Genomic DNA, 16871 nt, shown 5'->3' with positions numbered 1-16871 from the left:
CCAGATCATCCAGCATTTCATCGCCTGGGCAGTCGGTACGTCCGGTGATCGCAAAGCGTGGGCCTGGATCAGGGTGATTGCGTGAACGGGGCTTTTCGCTCTTTCGATATGCAGTCAGTGAAGGCACAATGCGCATCCTTTTTTGGCTCGCCTTGCCCGGAGGCCTCGAAAATGATCAAAACGCCGTACTACCTCATCGACAAACAAAAGCTGCTGGCGAACATGCAGAAGATCGCCTATGTGCGTGAGCAGTCCGGGGCCAAGGCCTTGCTGGCGCTCAAGTGCTTCGCCACCTGGTCGGTGTTCGACCTGATGCAACAGTACATGGACGGCACCACGTCGTCGTCGCTCTATGAGCTCAAGCTCGGCCGGCAGAAGTTCGCTGGCGAGACCCACGCCTACAGTGTCGCCTGGGCCGACGATGAGATCGAGGAGATGCTTGCCAACTGCGACAAGATCATCTTCAACTCCATCGGCCAGTTGCAGCGCTACACCGAGGCGTCGGCCGGCAAGGTCCGCGGCCTGCGGGTCAATCCGCAAGTGAGCAGCTCCGATTACCTGCTGGCCGACCCGGCGCGCCCCTTCAGCCGTTTGGGCGAATGGGATCCGGTGAAAATCGAGCAAGTCATCGAGCATATCTCCGGCTTCATGTTCCACAACAATTGCGAGAACGGCGATTTCGGTTTGTTCGACCAGATGCTGGGCACTATCGAAGAGCGCTTTGGTCACTTGCTGCATAAGGTCGAGTGGGTCAGCCTCGGTGGCGGCATTCACTTCACTGGCGAGGGCTACGCGCTGGACGCCTTCTGCGCACGGCTCAAGGCGTTCTCGCAGAAATATGGCGTGCAGGTCTACCTGGAGCCGGGCGAGGCCGCGATCACTCAGAGCGCGTCGCTGGAAGTTACCGTGCTCGACACGCTCTACAACGGCAAGCACCTGGCCGTGGTGGACAGCTCCATCGAGGCGCACATGCTCGATCTGCTGATCTATCGCCTGGACGCCAAGCTGGCGCCGAGCGAGGGCGAACACACCTACATGGTGTGCGGCAAATCCTGCCTGGCTGGAGACATCTTTGGCGAATACCAATTCGATCGTCCGCTATCCATCGGCGATCGGCTGTCGTTCATCGACGCAGCAGGTTACACCATGGTCAAGAAAAACTGGTTCAACGGCCTTAAAATGCCGTCCATCGTTGTGAAGCAACTCGACGGCAGTGTCGAGATGGTTCGCGAGTTTGTTTACGACGACTACTTGTCCAGCCTGTCTTGAGCTGGCGGAAGGAGAAATGAAGAAATTGAAGAAGAACGTACTTATCATTGGTGCAGGAGGTGTCGCCAAGGTGGTGGCCCACAAGTGCGCGCAGCACAACGACGAACTCGGTCGTATTGCTATCGCGTCGCGCAACATCTCCAAATGCCAGGCCATCATCGACAGCGTCAAGGCCAAGGGTAGCCTCAAGCAACCCGCCGACATCAAGGCCTTTGCACTGAACGCTCTGGATGTCGAAGCGACCAAGTCGCTGATTCGCGAAACCGAGTCGCAGATCGTCATCAACGTCGGCTCTGCCTTTCTCAACATGTCGGTGCTGCGTGCCTGCATCGATACCGGCGTGGCCTACCTGGACACCGCCATCCACGAAGAACCGGGCAAGGTCTGCGAGACGCCGCCCTGGTACGGCAACTACGAGTGGAACCATCTCCAGGAGTGCCAGGAAAAGAATATCACCGCCATTCTCGGCGTGGGCTTCGACCCGGGTGTGGTCAATGCCTATGCGGCACTGGCGCAGCAACAGCATTTCGACCGCATTGATTCGATCGATATCCTCGACGTCAATGCCGGCTCCCATGGCAAATATTTCGCCACCAATTTCGACCCGGAAATCAATTTCCGCGAATTTACCGGACAGGTGTGGAGCTGGCAGGACAGCCAGTGGACCAGCAACACCATGTTCGAGGTCAAGCGCACCGACGACCTGCCGGTCGTAGGCTCGCAGAACCTGTACCTGACCGGCCACGACGAAGTGCACTCGCTGTCGAAGAACCTCGACGTGCCCAACGTGCGTTTCTGGATGAGCTTCGGCGAGCACTACATCAACGTGTTCACCGTACTGAGGAACCTCGGCCTGCTCTCCGAGCAACCGGTCAAGACCGCCGAAGGCCTGGAAGTCGTGCCGTTGAAAGTGGTCAAGGCCGTGCTGCCTGACCCGAGTTCGCTGGCGCCGGGCTACACTGGCAAGACCTGCATCGGCGACCTGGTCAAGGGTGTCAAGGATGGCCAGCCGCGCGAGCTGTTCATCTACAACGTGGCCGACCACGAGGACGCCTACGCCGAAACCGACAGCCAGGGTATTTCCTATACCGCAGGTGTGCCACCCGTGGCCGCAGCCTTGCTGGTGGCCCGTGGCGAGTGGGACGTGCAGCGCATGGTCAACGTCGAGGAGCTGCCTGCCGAGGCGTTCCTCGAGGCGTTGGATGTGATGGGCTTGCCGACGCGCATCAAGGACGAGCATGGAGACCGTCCCTGGAACCAGAACGCCTGAAGGACGCCAGGCAGGTTCCGTTCCGACTCTCCCGATAGGAACTCTTGAAGAAATGCTCCGTATCGAAAGGTACGGAGCATTTTTCGTTCATGACATTGATCGTTCCCACGCTCTGGTGGGCATGTATCCCGTGACGCTCTGCGTCACCTTGCAGAAGCGGAACGCGGAGCGTCCCTGGCGGCGTTCCCACGCGGAGCGTGAGGAACGATCTTCCACCGCCGCCGCGACCCGATCGTTCCCACGCTCTGCGTGGTAATGCATCCCGTGACGCTCTGCGTCACCTTGCAGAAGCGGAACGCGGAGCGTCCCTGGCGGCGTTCCCACGCGGAGCGTGAGGAACGATCTTCCACCGCCGCCGCGACCCGATCGTTCCCACGCGGAGTGAACGAGCGGTAGGCCGTTACTTGGCCATGATCGCCACGAACAGCTCGGACTTCAGGAACCGTTGCAACCAGTCCCGTAGCCGAGGATAAGGCGCCTGGGCAAACCACTCGCGGTCGACATGGGCAAACTGACGCACGAATGGCATCAGCGCCACATCGGCCAGGCTCAGGTGATCCGCCACCAGGAATGGCCGCGCTTCCAGCAGCGTTTCCAGCCGCCCCAGGAACACCTCGCCCTCGGCCCGATAATGCTCCACCGGCTGTTCAGGATGACGCTCGGGGTACTTGTAGCGGTTCAGGTGAAGCTTGAACCGATGGTCGTTTTCCTCGATCAACGCTGCCGCCAAGGCCTGGCCTTCGGGATCGTCCAGCAACCGCCAGTCTTGTGGATCATGCCGGGCCAAGGCCCAGGCCATGATGTCCAGGCTTTCATCGATCACCCGGCCATCAACCTGGAGCACCGGCACCGTGCCTTTGCTGGAGAGGGCGAGCATCTCGGCGGGCTTGGCCTTCAGGCTGACTTCGACAATCGCCACCTCGACCGCGCTGTAGCGCAAGGCCATGCGCGCCCGCATCGCATAGGGACAGCGGCGGAAGGAATAGAGCGTGGCGAGGCTCATTTCACCTCCACGGTGCTCAACCCATTGCCTTGACGACGGACCTGGATCTGCACCGGAATCCGCTCGTGCATTTCCTGCACGTGGGAAATCACCGCGACCTTGCGGCCCTGGGCCTGCAGGCCGTCGAGGGCGTCCATCGCCAGTTGCAGCGACTCGGGGTCGAGGCTGCCGAAGCCTTCGTCGATGAACAGCGACTCGATCTTCAGTGTGCTGGACGCCATCGAGGCCAGGCCCAATGCCAAGGCGAGGGAGACCAGGAAGGTTTCGCCGCCGGACAACGAATGTACCGAGCGCAGTTCATCGCCCATTTCCGTGTCCATCACCAGCAGCCCGAGCATGCTGCCGCCACGCTTGAGCCGATAGCGGCGTACCAGTTGCCGCAGTTGGGCATTGGCGTGGTGCACGAGCAAGTCGAGGTTGTAGGCCTGGGCCAGTTTGCGGAAGCGGTCGCCGGTGGCCGAACCGATCAGGGCATCGAGACGTGCCCAGCGCTGGTATTCGGCGTAGGCCTGTTCGATCTGCTGGGCCAGGGCCTGGTTGGCGTTCTGCCGGCGTTGGTCTTCGGCCTGTTCGGCGCGCAGTTCGGCGCAACGCTGTTCGCTGACGGCGAATTGAGTTTGCAGTTCGGCGAGGGCTTCGGCGAGTTGCTCGGGCGCCAGGTTGCCGTTGTGCTGGGCCTGGTGGTTGTGCAGGCGCTGCTCGCGTTCGGTGAGCAATACGCTGGCCTGTTCGATGGCTTTTTCGCTGTTGAGCAAGCGCTGGCGCAACTGGCCGACGTGTTGCTCGTCCAGGCTGAGCAGGGCTTCAAGGGCGGCATCGTCCAGTTCCGGATGGCCGGTGCGCCACTGCGCAATACCCGTGGTCAACGCCTGAAGTTCGTGGTCCAGGGATTGCGCCTGTTCCTGGCGGGCCTTGAGTTCGGCGGCCAGTTGCACAAGGCTGTTGCGCACTTGCTGCAACTGCTGATTGGCTGTCGCCTCGGCCTCCCGGGTCTGTTCCAGGCGCTGGTCGAGTTGTTGTTGCCATTGTTCGGCGCTGACGTGTTCGCCGAGCAGTTGCGCGAGTTTCTCCTGGCAGGCCTGCTGTTGCTCGCTCAGGGCGCTGAATTGCAGGCGGGCCGCTTCCAGTTGCTGGGCGCGGGTTTGCTGACGGTCCTGCTCTTTCTCCAGGGTCTGCTGGCGCTGGAGCTGTTCGCTCAGTTCGTCGCGCTGCTGTTCCAATTGCTCCAGGCGCTGGGCGATATGCTGGTCGAGCTGCAAGAAGGTCGCGGCGGGTTCGCTGCGCAAGGCCTGCAGGGTGTCAGCGGGTAGCAGGGTGCTGAAGTGGCTCAGCTCCTCGTCCAGACGCTGGCGGTCGCGGGACAGTTCCTGCTGCTGGTTGCCCAGGTGTTGTGATGCCTGTTGGCTGGCTGCCTCGGCTTCACGCAGTCGCTGCGCCATGCGCGCGGCGTCTTGCTGCAGGGTCAGCAGGGCGGTTTGCCGTTGTTCGTCCTGGCTGATGCGCAGGTTCAGTTGGCTGTTCTGCTGGGTCAGCCAGGCGTCGCGCTTGTTCGCATCCTGGGCCAGCAGCTGCGCCGACAACGGGTGGGCTTCAAGGCTGGGCGCCAGGCTCTGTTGCTGGTTGGCGAGCTGTTCCTGCTGCTGTTTGAGTTCCTTGAGCTGGGCGATCACCCCGCTGTATTGCGCCCGCAGGTCGACGACTTTTTCATTGAGCAGGTCGACGGCCTTGCGGGCGTTGGCCTCTTCGGTTTCATCGAAGCGCCCGAGGTTTTCCAGCAGGGCTTCGGGCTGATGATAAGGATGCTCGACACTGCCACACACGGGGCAGGGCTGTTCATCCTGCAACTGTGCGCGCAGCTGCTCGACACTTTCGCTGCGGGCCAGGCGCTGGCGCTCCAGCAGCTCGCGAGTAACGGTCAGGGTCTGTTCGGCGATGGTCAGTTCGGCCTTGGCTTCGCCGCCTTCGCGCACCAGTCGGTCACGTTCCTGCAACGCTCGTTGCTGGCGTTGTTCAAGCTCGGCGCCACGTTTGTCCAGCTCTTGCTGACTGGCCCACAGCCGGGTCAGGTCTTCGAAGGCGCGCAGTTGCTTGCGGTTGTCTTGCAGCAGGGTGCCGAGCAACTGGATCTGTTCGGCCACGGCCTGCGGCTCGGCGCCGGCTTCCTTGTAGAGCACTTCAAGGTCTTGTCGGCGGGTGGCCAGTTCCTCGGCGGCGCGGGTGGCGCTTTGTTCCAGTGTGGCGAGTTCGGCCTGGCCCTGGTTCAGGCGATTACCGATCAGCATCAGTTGTTGGAGGCGATCGCGATAGGCGTTCCAGGCATCGCTCAGCGGGGCCAGGTGCGTGCTTTGTTCCAGCGCGTCGGCGATGCGCTGCAAGCGCTCGGCCACCTGCCTTTGCTGTTCGAGCAAGGTGTCGATGGTGCGCTGGCCTTCGGTGCAGGCTTGTTGCGTCTGGTCCTGGTGCTCGGCGGCCTGGCTGGCGTCCTTGACGAGGCGGGCGAGGGTGCTTTGCGCCTCGAAAGCCTGGCGCAATAACGGCGCGTTGTCGCTGCTTTGTTGCCGGGCCGCAGCCAATGCCAGTTGCGTGACGCCCAGGCCTTTTTCCAGTTCGGCTTGCTGTTGGTGCAGGTCGATTTGCTGCTGGGTGAGCTGCTGGATCTGCGCGGCCAAGGGGTCGAGCTGTCGGCTCAGTTCCGCCTGGCGGATGAACTGATGGCGCTGGGGCGCCAGTTGTTCCAGGCGGGTCAGTTTCAGGCGTTCGTCGGCCAGGGCGTTCCAATCGCCCTGGGCCTGTTGCAACTGTTCGGCGGCGCTGGCGTGTTCATCCTGCAATTGGCGCAGGTCGCGCAGCCAGGTGTGTTGCTGCTCCAACTGCTTGAGTTGCGCCTGTTGGGCCTTGAGTTGTTGCTGGGCGTCGTTGAAGCGCTGGTCGAGTTCGGCCCGGGCTTCGGGGGCCAGCGGGGTGACACCGGTGGCCTGGTCCTGCAGCTGTTTGTGGGTTTCCTTGGCTTGCTTGGCCTTGTCGAAGGCGCGGCGGCCGAGGCGGGTATACAGGGCGGTGTCAGTGAGTTTTTCCAGCAGTTCGCTGCGATCGTTGTCATCGGCCTTGAGGAACGCGCTGAACTCGCTCTGGGCCAGCAACACGGCACGGGTGAACTGCTCGAAGTTCAGGCCCAGGGCCGTTTCGAGCTGGGTCTTGTATTCGCCTTTCTGGCTCGCCAGCAGTTGATCGTTGTCCAGATCCCGCAGGCTCTGGCGGCTGGCTTGCAACTTGCCGCCGGCCTTTTCCCGGGCGCGATTGGCTTCCCAGCGGGCCCGATAGCGACGTCCGTCGATGCCGCGAAAATCCACTTCGGCAAAGCCATCACCGGTGCCACGGCGCAACAGCGTGCGCGGATCGCCCGTGGCAATCTCGCCATCGACGTCCGGCACCTTGGCATCGCGACCGGTATTGTTCAGGCGCGGTACGGCGCCGAACAGCGCCAGGCACAAGGCGTCGAGCAGTGTGCTTTTGCCGGCGCCGGTCGGGCCGGTAATGGCGAACAGGCCGGCGCTGGCCAAGGGTTCTGCGGTGAAATCGATTTCGAAAGGCCCGGCGAGGGAGGCCAGATTCTTCAGGCGGATGGCGAGGATCTTCATGGCTGCTCGCTCTCCATCTGCACGTCTTGCAACAGCACGGCAAAGTCCTTGAGGGTCTGTTCGTCCACGTCGTTGCCGTAGGTGTCCTGCCAGGCGCGGCTGAACAACTCCTGTGGGCTGAGTTGATCCAGCTCCACCAGCGCGCTGCCATCATCGGCATTGCTGGCGCCGCCGTTGCCGGCGTACTCGGCGGCGATCCGCACCAGGCGCACGGCCTTGCCTTGCAATGCGGTCTCCACTTGGTGACGCAGGTCCGGCTGCGGTTCGTCGAGGCGTACCCGCACTTCCAGCCAGGGTTGGCGCTGGACATCGGCCAGCAGGTCGATGTCGGGCAGGTCCTTGAGTTGCACCAGCAGATCGGCCAGTGGCGCCGGGCCTAGGCGTTGCAGGTTGACGGCCCGTGGGATCAGGCGCGGCTCGACCTTGACCAGCGCCTCGCCGTCGAGGGTGATGTCGAGGATCTGATGCTGATAGCCGATCTCCGAAAATGACAACGGGATCGGCGAACCGCTGTAGCGGATACGCTCTTCACCGTTGACCTTCTGCGGCTTGTGCAGATGGCCGAGGGCGACGTAGCTGATGTTCGGGCCGAACAGGCTGGCGGGTAGGGCCTCGGCGTTGCCGATGATCAGGCTGCGCTCGGAATCCTCGGACACCGAACCGCCGGCCATATGCGCATGACTGATGGCGATCAACGCCTGGCCTTTCTTGCGCTTGCTATTGGCCGCGGCGATCAGCCACTCATGCACCTGGCCGATGCCTCGCAGGTAGTCGTCGCCCAGCTGTGCGCCAGTGACTTCGGCAGGGCGCAGGAACGGCAGGGCCAGGCACCACGCCTTGACCTTGCCTTTGGCATCGGGCAACGGCAACAACAGGCGCTCGACGTCCAGTTGACCGTCGTCCAGCCACAGCACCCTGCCCAGGGCGTGGGTGCGCAGGCGTCGCATCAGCGGCGCAGGCAGTTCGATACGCGAGCCGGAGTCGTGGTTGCCGGCGATCATCACGATGGTCAGGTTGGCGTTTTGTTCATGGGCGCTGACGATGAAGTCGTAGAGTCGCTCCTGGGCTTTGACCGGCGGATTCACGGTGTCGAAGATATCGCCGGCAATCAGCAGCGCATCGGGTTTTTCGCCGGCCAGCTGGCGCAGTAGCCAGTCGAGGAAACACGCGTGTTCGAAGTCGCGCTCCTGGCCGTGGAGGTTTTGCCCCAGGTGCCAGTCGGAGGTGTGAAACAGACGCAAGGTGTACTCCAGGAAACAGATGATGGCCGCGTGAAGAGGGGCGGCTAAAAGAAGCAGAGTTTACTGGGAAATGGGGGCGAGGACTTGCTGAACTTCGTTGGATGTACCGATCGAATCTGGAGCCAACTCTGTGGCGAGGGGATTTATCCCCGATAGGCTGCGAAGCAGCCTTGGAATCTCACATATTCATTTGTCTGTTTGATGGAGTCGACAGTGTTAGGGCCGCTTCGCGGCCCAGCGGGGATAAATCCCCTCGCCACAGGTGCTGTGGCTGGCTCAATTGCTCTGCATGAATGCGTGAGTTACTTGGGGTACAACGGCGGCAACCCGGAATCACTGGCAGAAGCCTGCGCCCCATCGGTGGGGGGAATCGCCCGAATCGCCCGCCACAGGTCTTCACCCTGCCAATGCTGGCCGGTCTCGCTGTAGAGCGCGCCGTTGAGGCCGTCCAGGGCGTCGGACAGCGGCACGAAGCGCGCGGCCATGTCGGCCAGGGTTTCCGGTTGCTGGCGGGCCCAGGCGTCGAGGGCCTGGCGGGTGGCGTGGGGATCGTTGGCCAGGCAGGTGCGTTTGAGATCATCCAGCAGGGTGCGTGGGCTCGGTCCGGTCTGGGTCGAGCGCAGGATGGCCGGCTGCCAGCGGCCGCGCCACCACAGGGCGAAGCCCAGCACGGTCGTGCAAGCCAGGACCAAGGTGCTCAGTTGCCAGTACCACAGCATGTCGCTGTCGACGGTTGTTACGATCTGCGCCGTGCCGGCCGGCGTGTCCACCATCAGGCTTGGATTGTTCGCCACCTGCAGGGTCCGCGCCGGGAGGCTGGTGCGGTCCAGGTGGTCTTCCAGGGTGTTCCACCAGACCACTTCCACCGGTGGCAACTCGATGGTGCCGCTGCGATTGGGCACCAGGGCCTCGCGGTCTTCGCGGCTGCCCACCAGCCCGCGTTCACTGTTGCGGCTGCTGAGTACCGGTTGGTCCGGATAGCGCCGCAGGCCATTGATCTCCGTGGCCGGCAGCGGTGGCAACTGGGCGCTGGCCAGGCCTTCGGCTTCCAGGGTCAGGCTGCGGGTCAGGGAATCGCCCACCTGGCTGTGGGTCGGCTCCGGGCTCCAGCTTTCACTCAAGGACAGGCTGCGTGCCGGCAGCCAGGGCACGTCGGCCGGATAACTGGCAGGCTTGGGCTTGACGCGCAGCAACAGTTGCGCGGAGCTTACCCGCATCAACTGGCCGGGCTTGGGGCCCGAAGGTACGGCGTCCTGGGCCACCGGCTCGACCAGGGTGGCGCTGAATGTCTGGGCCGGAATCGTCAGTTCGCCACTGCGCTGTGGGTAGATGCCGTAGCGCAGTTCAATCACCCCATGGCGGACATCGTTGATGACTTTTTCATAGGTGCGCGATTCGCCCAGTTGCTCGGTGCGGGCATCGGGGATGTGCAGCGGCGTGAGGCTGCTGTCGTCGTACAGCGACACCGAATGGTAGATGCGCAGGGTCAAGATCGCCTGGGCCTGAACATACACGTCGGTCTGGTCGAGGCTGGCCTCGATAAACACCGCTGCCAGGGGCTGCGAGGCGTTGCGGGTTTCGCTTTCGATCACCTGCAGGGTGATCGGCTGGCTGGTCACTTCGCCCAGTTGCAACGGTGGAATGATCACGGTGCCGCTTTGGCGCGGCAGCAGGGTCACGATCCAGCGGGTGGTGGCGCGGTTCTCACCGTCAAGGGTCGTCAACTGGTTGACCTGACGGGTACCGCGCACATCGAACAAGGCCTGGAGCGGAGCCAGGTCCGGTTTGCCGAACAACGTGGCGTCGTTGGATTCAAGGGTCAGCTCCACCGTTTCCCCGGAGTTCAGGCGGCTGCGGTCCACACTGGCCGTCAGCTGCGCAGCCTGGGTTCCGGAGGCCCAGAGCAGCAACACGAGGAAGTAGGTGGTGAAGCGGGTCATTTGGTTTTTTCCTGGGCCTGATGGCTTTGCTGTTCATACCAGAATTTACGTCTGAGCAGCTCCCCTGGATTATCCGGGATCTGGCGCAGCCATTGTTCCAGTGCCTGGCGCTGTTCTTCTTCATTGCGCTGGCCCGCGGCAGGACGCAGTGGCGGGGTGGTGGTCTGCTCATCGGGCAGTTCGCTGCCTGGTACATCCTGGGCGGTAGGCGGTTGTGCCGTGCGCGGGGGCTGGGGCTCGTCCGATGTCGCGCTTGCCTCGAGAGAGGGCTGTCCCGGTTCGGAAGACTGGGTGGGTGAGTCGGTATCCGGCGATTGCTCGGTGGGGGCCGGCTCCTCGCTTTCGGCAGGCTTGGGTTCTTCCGGCACGGGGGCCGGCTGTTTCAACAAACTTTCCACCAGGGCCTTGTTGGTCTGGGCCGGGCGCAGGTCGGGTTGCAACTCCAGGGCCTGCTCATAGGCATCCAGCGCGGCTTCCAGTTCGCCGCTCCTGGCCAGGGCGTTGCCGCGATTGTAGTGCGCACGGGCGTCGTGGCCTTCGGCGAAGCGTCGGGCGGCTTCGCTGTACTGGCCGGCTTCGTACAGGGCGACGCCCTGCCACTGGCTGTCCTCGAAGTGGGCGGCGGCTTCGGCGGGACGTTTTTGCTTGAGCAAGTGCTGGCCCTGTTGGTCGGCGCGCAACCACAGGTCTTGGAATTCGAAGGCGTGGCCGGTTTGCGGCAACATGAATAACAGTGGCAGGCAGAACAGCCAGCCTCGCCGTCCGGCACAGGCGGCCAGCAGCAACAGGGGCAGGAGCAGCCAATAGCCCTGGTCGGCCCAGGTGTCCAGGCGCAGCGTTTGTCCGTCGCTGCGCAGATGACGAGGGCCGTCCAACAGGCCCAGGCCGCGCAGGTCGCTGTCGTCCAGGCGCGCCGGCCGGTAGCGGCCGTCCAGCTTGTTGGCAAAGGCCTTGAGGCCCGGGCTGTCCAGGCGTGGCAGCAGGATCGAACCCTGCGCATCCTTGAGGTAACTGCCATCTTCCTGGGGCACCGGTGCGCCTTCGCGGGTACCGATGCCGAGCATCAGCCATTGTGTGGCGGAACCGTCCAGGGCCTGGCGAATGCCTTGGCGTTCCTGCTCGTTCAGCGACGAACCGATCAGCAGGATCCGGCCATGGCCCAGTTCGCCCTGGTCCAACAGGGCCAGCGCCTTGCGGACCGCGAGGTCGGCACGATGGCCGCTCTGCGGCATGATCGATGGCGCAAGGGCTTCGAGCAGGTTGGCGCTGGTGGACAGGTCGTCGGACAGCGGCACCAGCGTATGGGCGCTGCCGGCATAGACGATGATCGCGGTCTGGGCGTCGCTGCGGTTCTGCAACAGGTCCAGTACCTTGCGCCGGGCCTGCTCCAGGCGCGTGGGCGGGACGTCGGTGGCGAGCATTTCCGGGGTCAGTTCCAGCACCACCACCAGCGGGTCGGCGGGTTTCTGGCTGGTCTGTTCGACCCGCGCCCAACTCGGCCCCAGCAACGCCAGCACGATCAACAGCCAACCCAGGCCCAGGGCAATCCATGGCAGCCGGCTTTCACGGCCGCTGCCGCCACTGAGCAGCACAGCATGAAAGGCGGGCGGCAGGATCATCTGCCAGCGACCCACGCGTTTCTGCCGGTGCCACAGTTGCCAGAGCAACCAGCCCAGCAGAGGTAGCAGCAATACGAACCAGGGGCGTAGCCAATGTGGCCAGAAGGCGATCATCGACGCCTCCGCAAGCGCAGGCGCTTGAGCCGCTGGCGCCACTCGGTGTGTTGGGCCGGCTGGAACAGCGGCTGGTTGAACAGGCGCTGCAACGGATTGTCCGGCCAGCGCGCCCGGGCCACCAGCAACATGCTCAACAGCAGCGCAACGGCCAAGGGCCAGTGATACAGCGCCAGGGCAGGACGGGCCTGGGTCGGTTGCTGGGTCACCGGCTCGAGCTGGTCGAGGGTGGTCTTGATCGCCAGTAATTGCGCGCCATCCTGGGCACGAAAATACTGGCCGCCGGTGGCTTGGGCGATTTCCTTGAGTGTCGGTTCATCCAGGTCCAGGCTCGGGTTGACGCCGAGCAAACCCGTGGTGCCGCTTTGTTCCGGGTCGGCACCGATGCCGATCGGGTAGATTTTCACGCCTTCGTCGGCGGCCAGTCGCGCGGCGGTGAGGGGGTCGATTTCGCCGCCATTGTTGGCGCCGTCGGTGACCAGGATCAGCACGCGGCTGTGGGCCGGGCGCTGGCGCAGGCGCTTGAGGGCCAGGCCGATGGCGTCGCCGATGGCCGTATTCTTGCCGGCGATACCGATACGCGCCTCATCGAGCCAATGGCGCACGGTGCGGCGGTCGAAGGTCAGCGGTGCTTGCAGATAGGCCTGGCTGCCGAACAGGATCAGGCCGACCCGGTCACCTTCGCGGCCTTCGAGAAAGTCCCCGAGCATGTGCTGGACCAACACAAGGCGACTGACCTCTTCGTCCTTCCACTGCATGTCGGGAAAGTCCATGGAACCTGAGACATCCACCGCCACCAGCAGGTCGCGGCCGCTGGCGGCAATGGGTAATGGCTCGCCCAACCACTGCGGTCGAGCCGCGGCGATCAGCAACAGCAGCCAGAGCAGGATGAAGGGCGCCTGTTGCCGCCAGGTCGGCAGATTGGCCCGCGCCCGGCGACCCACCAGGCCTTCCAGGTCCCCGAGGAAACTGACCTTGAGCGCTGGCTCGCCGCTATCGGCCGCCGGCAGCACCAGGCGCATCAGCCAAGGCAGCGGCAACAGGGCGAATACCCACGGCCAGGCGAACTCAAACATGTTTGCGAATCCAGATTTCGACCGCCTGGGTCAGGCCAGCGATAGCTTTGTCATCGAGCTTGCATTCGGGTTTGTAGGCGCCTTCCACCAAGATCATCCAGCGCGTCAGGCCCGCGGCCGGGCAGCGGTTATCCAGGAACGCCAGCCATTTGCGCCCATTGAGGGTGTGGCTCTGGCTGTAGGGGTAGTGATTGCGGCATAGGCGCTTGAGCAGCCCGTTGAGCTGTTGCAGCCAGGCCCCGGCCGGCGCGCCGTCGTAGGGTTTGGGCAGCAGGGCGAGTTCGGCAAGCGCGGCCAGGCGCACCGGGTCGAGGGGTTGTTCGGCGCGGGCGACGGTGCGCTTGATGGGAATGAACCGGCGCAGCTGCCACAGGCCCAGGCCCAGCAATGGGATCAACACCAGCAGCAGCCACCAGCCTGGCGCGGGTGGCCAGAAACCGATAGGCGGCGGCGCCATCAGCGGTTGCAGTTGATCCAGGCTGCTCATCGGCTTTTCCCGGCCCGCTTGGGGTTCAGGTAGTCGCGCAGCTGCTCGACCATGTCGCCCTGGGTACTCAGGGGCAGCATCAGGATTCGCAGTTTCTGCGCCAGCATCTCCCAGCGTTCCTGGCGCGCCTCGGCCTGGGCGCGATAGGTCTGGCGCAGTTCGAAATTCAGGGTGTCGAGTTCCAGCTGCGAACCACGCTGGGTGAACCGCAGCAGACCGGCGGCGGGCAGGGCATGATCCAGCGGGTCCGACAGTGGCAGCAACAACAGGTCGCAATGGCGCGACAGCAGGCTCAACTGTTGCTCGGCGCTGTCGGACAGCGCGCGCTCATCGCAAATCACGATCGCCAGGCTGCCGGGCCGTAGCACTTCCCGGGCCCGGCGCAGGGCGATGCCGAACGAGTCGCGATCCGGCTCGGCCTCGGTGTGCAGTGACTGATTGACCCGCACCAGTCGGTTGAGCAATTGCAACAGGCTCTGTTTGCTGCGTCGCGGCTTGACCTCGTAATGGGTGTTATTGCCGAACACCAGGCCGCCGACCCGGTCGTTATGCCCCAGCGCGGCCCAGCCTATGAGGCTGGCGGCCTGGGCGGCGAGCACCGACTTGAACACCAGCCCCGAACCGAAGAACAGCCGGTGGCTTTGCTCGATCATGATGAAGATCGGCCGCTCGCGTTCTTCGTGGAACAGTTTGGTGTGGGGCTCCTGGGTCCGGGCGGTGACGCGCCAGTCAATGGTGCGTACGTCGTCGCCGGCCTGATAGACCCGCACCTGATCGAAATCCACCCCACGCCCGCGCAGTTTGGAGTGGTGCAGGCCGATCAACGGGCTGCGCTGGCCTGGGGTCGAGAACAACTGCACTTCGCGCACGCGATGGCGCATCTCGATCAGCTCTGCGAGGCTGACGCGGATGCCCGGTGCGGGCGCCAGTGGGTTATTCATGACACATGCTCAAGCGACAGCGACGACGTCGAGAATCCGCTGCACGACCCGGTCCTGATCGATGCCAGCGGCCTCGGCTTCGAACGACAGGATGATGCGATGGCGCAGCACGTCGAACAGCACGGCCTGGATATCTTCGGGGCTGACAAAGTCGCGTCCGGCGAGCCAGGCGTGGGCACGGGCGCAGCGGTCCAGGGCGATGGAGCCCCGCGGACTGGCGCCGTAGGCGATCCATTCGGCCATTTCCGGATCGAACTTGGCCGGGTTGCGGGTGGCCATGATCAGTTGCACCAAGTACTCCTCCACGGCGTCGGCCATGTACAACCCGAGGATTTCCTTGCGCGCGGAGAAAATCGCCTGCTGGCTCACTCGGCGTTCGGGCTTGGTCTCGCCGTTCAGCGCTTCACCCCGGGCCTGCTGCAGGATACGGCGTTCCACCGCGGCGTCAGGGAAACCGATCTTGACGTGCATCAGGAAGCGGTCGAGCTGGGCTTCGGGCAGCGGGTAGGTGCCTTCCTGCTCGATCGGGTTCTGTGTGGCCATCACCAGGAACAGCGGCGACAGTTCATAAGTGCTGCGCCCGACGCTGACCTGGCGCTCGGCCATCGCCTCCAGCAAGGCCGACTGGACCTTGGCCGGGGCCCGGTTGATTTCGTCCGCCAGCACCAGGTTGTGGAAGATCGGCCCTTGCTGGAACACGAAGCTGCCGGTTTCCGGGCGGTAGATTTCCGTACCGGTGATGTCGGCGGGCAGCAGGTCGGGGGTGAACTGGATGCGATGGAATTGCGCTTCGACGCCTTCGGCCAGTTCTTTGATGGCCTTGGTCTTGGCCAGCCCCGGCGCGCCTTCCACCAGCATGTGGCCGTCGGCGAGCAGGGCGATGAGCAGGCGCTCGATGAGTTTTTCCTGGCCGAGAATCTGCGTTGAAAGAAAGGTTCGCAGCGCCAGCAGCGCTTCACGATGTTCCATCGGTGACTGTTCCTGGAAAGGGTGGCCCCAGGCGTTCGGATAACGCCGGGGCTGGGGGCGTTACTTTAATGCATGGCGGGGGGTGGCGACTAACGGGATTTTGATTGGCCGTGTGAATTGTGATCGGCTTGGAAAGATTGTGGGGGTGGGTTTGCTTGCCTTGAATCCCACCCGACAGGCGCACCTACGCTGTAGCGAGGGAGCTTGCTCCCGCTTGACCGGGCTGGCGCTCCAGTGCGAAACACTCACAAAATGAAGGGGTGTTTATCGGGATGTAGGAGTGCTCTGGAACAGGCTACGTTGTCTTGCGCCATTGCCTACAACTGCGCCAGAATCCGCCGGCTTGTGCGCTTGGGAGGCAGATTCTATCGTTTCCGGGTCGCTGATGAATCAGCGATCGGGTTTGGTAGCCCGGCTTTTGACTTGTCGCACAACCCCTGCAACAGAGGTCTTTTTGGGATCTGTTTTATGGCGGTCATGCGCAGGGCGTCTTCGGACGCGCCGGTTCTCCAAGTCACCGGTCTACCAACCCGCGTATGGCCGCCACCTTCGTTTGGTAGCGAGGTTGATGGTCTCCTTTTTCTGATTTGGAGATTCATTCATGTTCAAAGTAACCCCGAACCCACCGAACACCGATCCAACGTCACCGCGTCCAAAAACCAAGTCTCAAAAACACGACGAAGTCACCGACCGAGTCCTCGACCATTACCTGAACCCCAAGCCGGACAAACCCGAAGCAGAACCTGCCCCCGGCCAACTCTTCACCGTCAACAAAGACATCGACACCGAAAGCCTGCTTGCCAACCTCAGCGAAACCCTGGCTTCGGCCAATGCCATGGTCAACGACCTGGCGTTTGACCTGGACGGTTCACGCCGGCATTTCCTCCTGGGCATTCAGCAACTGATCGAACTGGGCAGCCTGCTGGCGAATCGTGCACTGGACAACATCGAAACCCGTCAGTCGACATAACCCTTGTGGCATTCCTTAAATCCTGGGCAAACCGCAAAAACCTGTGGGAGCCGAGCTTGCTCGCGATGGCGGCGGTATATCCAACATAGATGGAGCCTGACCCACCGCTATCGCGAGCAAGCTCGGCTCCCACAGGTTTGATCGTTCCCACGCTCTGCGTGGGAATGCATCCTGTGACGCTCTGCGTCACCTTGCAGAAGCGGAACGCGGAGCGTCCCTGGCGGCGTTCCCATGCGGGAGCGTCACTAGTGTCCGGTAAAATCTTTTCAGAGCTGAAGGTTACCTTGGGTAGCCTTCAGCTCTGTTCGCTTCTGCCTTCGGTCTTCAAGGCGTT

12 protein-coding genes are annotated in these 16871 nt (G+C 63.3%); 3 read left to right on the top strand and 9 right to left on the bottom strand.

From position 1 onward, the window contains the following. Window positions 1-171: 171 nt before the first annotated feature. Window positions 172-1269: a carboxynorspermidine decarboxylase gene (locus tag BT116_RS00060; protein WP_072338937.1), complete on the top strand. Its 1098-nt coding sequence runs from the start codon at window positions 172-174 to the stop codon at window positions 1267-1269. A 25-nt stretch (window positions 1270-1294) separates the two neighbouring features. Next, window positions 1295-2539, top strand: coding sequence for a saccharopine dehydrogenase family protein (locus tag BT116_RS00055; RefSeq protein ID WP_083569099.1), 1245 nt, complete (start codon window positions 1295-1297; stop codon window positions 2537-2539). A 400-nt stretch (window positions 2540-2939) separates the two neighbouring features. On the opposite strand, the gene BT116_RS00050 is transcribed toward BT116_RS00055, so the two are convergent. The 9 genes from BT116_RS00050 to BT116_RS00010 form a co-directional block, all read right to left on the bottom strand. Then, window positions 2940-3542 (bottom strand): glutathione S-transferase, encoded by a 603-nt coding sequence (locus tag BT116_RS00050; RefSeq protein ID WP_072338933.1) that lies wholly within the window; start codon window positions 3540-3542, stop codon window positions 2940-2942. Further along, complete coding sequence (locus tag BT116_RS00045) at window positions 3539-7180, bottom strand: AAA family ATPase (protein ID WP_072338931.1); 3642 nt, start codon at window positions 7178-7180, stop codon at window positions 3539-3541. Before BT116_RS00045 ends, BT116_RS00050 begins: the two co-directional genes overlap by 4 nt. Then, window positions 7177-8421: an exonuclease SbcCD subunit D C-terminal domain-containing protein gene (locus BT116_RS00040; protein ID WP_072338929.1), complete on the bottom strand. Its 1245-nt coding sequence runs from the start codon at window positions 8419-8421 to the stop codon at window positions 7177-7179. Before BT116_RS00040 ends, BT116_RS00045 begins: the two co-directional genes overlap by 4 nt. A 302-nt stretch (window positions 8422-8723) precedes the next feature. Further along, entirely contained in the window at window positions 8724-10361 is a 1638-nt protein-coding gene (locus BT116_RS00035) for a BatD family protein (protein WP_072338927.1), read from the bottom strand. Beyond that, the gene (locus tag BT116_RS00030; RefSeq protein WP_072338925.1) at window positions 10358-12094 is read right to left on the bottom strand and encodes a VWA domain-containing protein; all 1737 of its coding nucleotides are present in this window, start codon (window positions 12092-12094) and stop codon (window positions 10358-10360) included. The genes BT116_RS00035 and BT116_RS00030 overlap by 4 nt, the downstream gene beginning before the upstream one ends. Continuing rightward, the gene (locus BT116_RS00025; protein WP_063320764.1) at window positions 12091-13170 is read right to left on the bottom strand and encodes a vWA domain-containing protein; all 1080 of its coding nucleotides are present in this window, start codon (window positions 13168-13170) and stop codon (window positions 12091-12093) included. The genes BT116_RS00030 and BT116_RS00025 overlap by 4 nt, the downstream gene beginning before the upstream one ends. Beyond that, the gene (locus BT116_RS00020) at window positions 13163-13657 is read right to left on the bottom strand and encodes a DUF4381 domain-containing protein (protein WP_063320765.1); all 495 of its coding nucleotides are present in this window, start codon (window positions 13655-13657) and stop codon (window positions 13163-13165) included. The genes BT116_RS00025 and BT116_RS00020 overlap by 8 nt, the downstream gene beginning before the upstream one ends. After that, window positions 13654-14598, bottom strand: a complete 945-nt coding sequence (locus BT116_RS00015) for a DUF58 domain-containing protein (RefSeq protein WP_072338923.1) — start codon at window positions 14596-14598, stop codon at window positions 13654-13656. Before BT116_RS00015 ends, BT116_RS00020 begins: the two co-directional genes overlap by 4 nt. A gap of 9 nt (window positions 14599-14607) precedes the next feature. Further along, window positions 14608-15567, bottom strand: coding sequence for an AAA family ATPase (locus BT116_RS00010; protein ID WP_003202654.1), 960 nt, complete (start codon window positions 15565-15567; stop codon window positions 14608-14610). Window positions 15568-16168: 601 nt separating this feature from the next. Here BT116_RS00010 and BT116_RS00005 point away from each other — a divergent pair. Continuing rightward, window positions 16169-16537 carry a DUF6124 family protein gene (locus tag BT116_RS00005; RefSeq protein ID WP_072338921.1) on the top strand — a complete coding sequence of 123 codons (369 nt, stop codon included), beginning with the start codon at window positions 16169-16171 and terminating at the stop codon, window positions 16535-16537. Window positions 16538-16871: the final 334 nt, after the last annotated feature.

This window comes from Pseudomonas sp. NFACC16-2 (genome assembly GCF_900119205.1).
Taxonomy (GTDB): Bacteria; Pseudomonadota; Gammaproteobacteria; order Pseudomonadales; family Pseudomonadaceae; genus Aquipseudomonas; species Aquipseudomonas fluorescens_Q.
The sequence above is the reverse complement of the archived record's forward strand: the minus strand, read 5'-3'. Positions and strand labels throughout refer to the sequence as shown.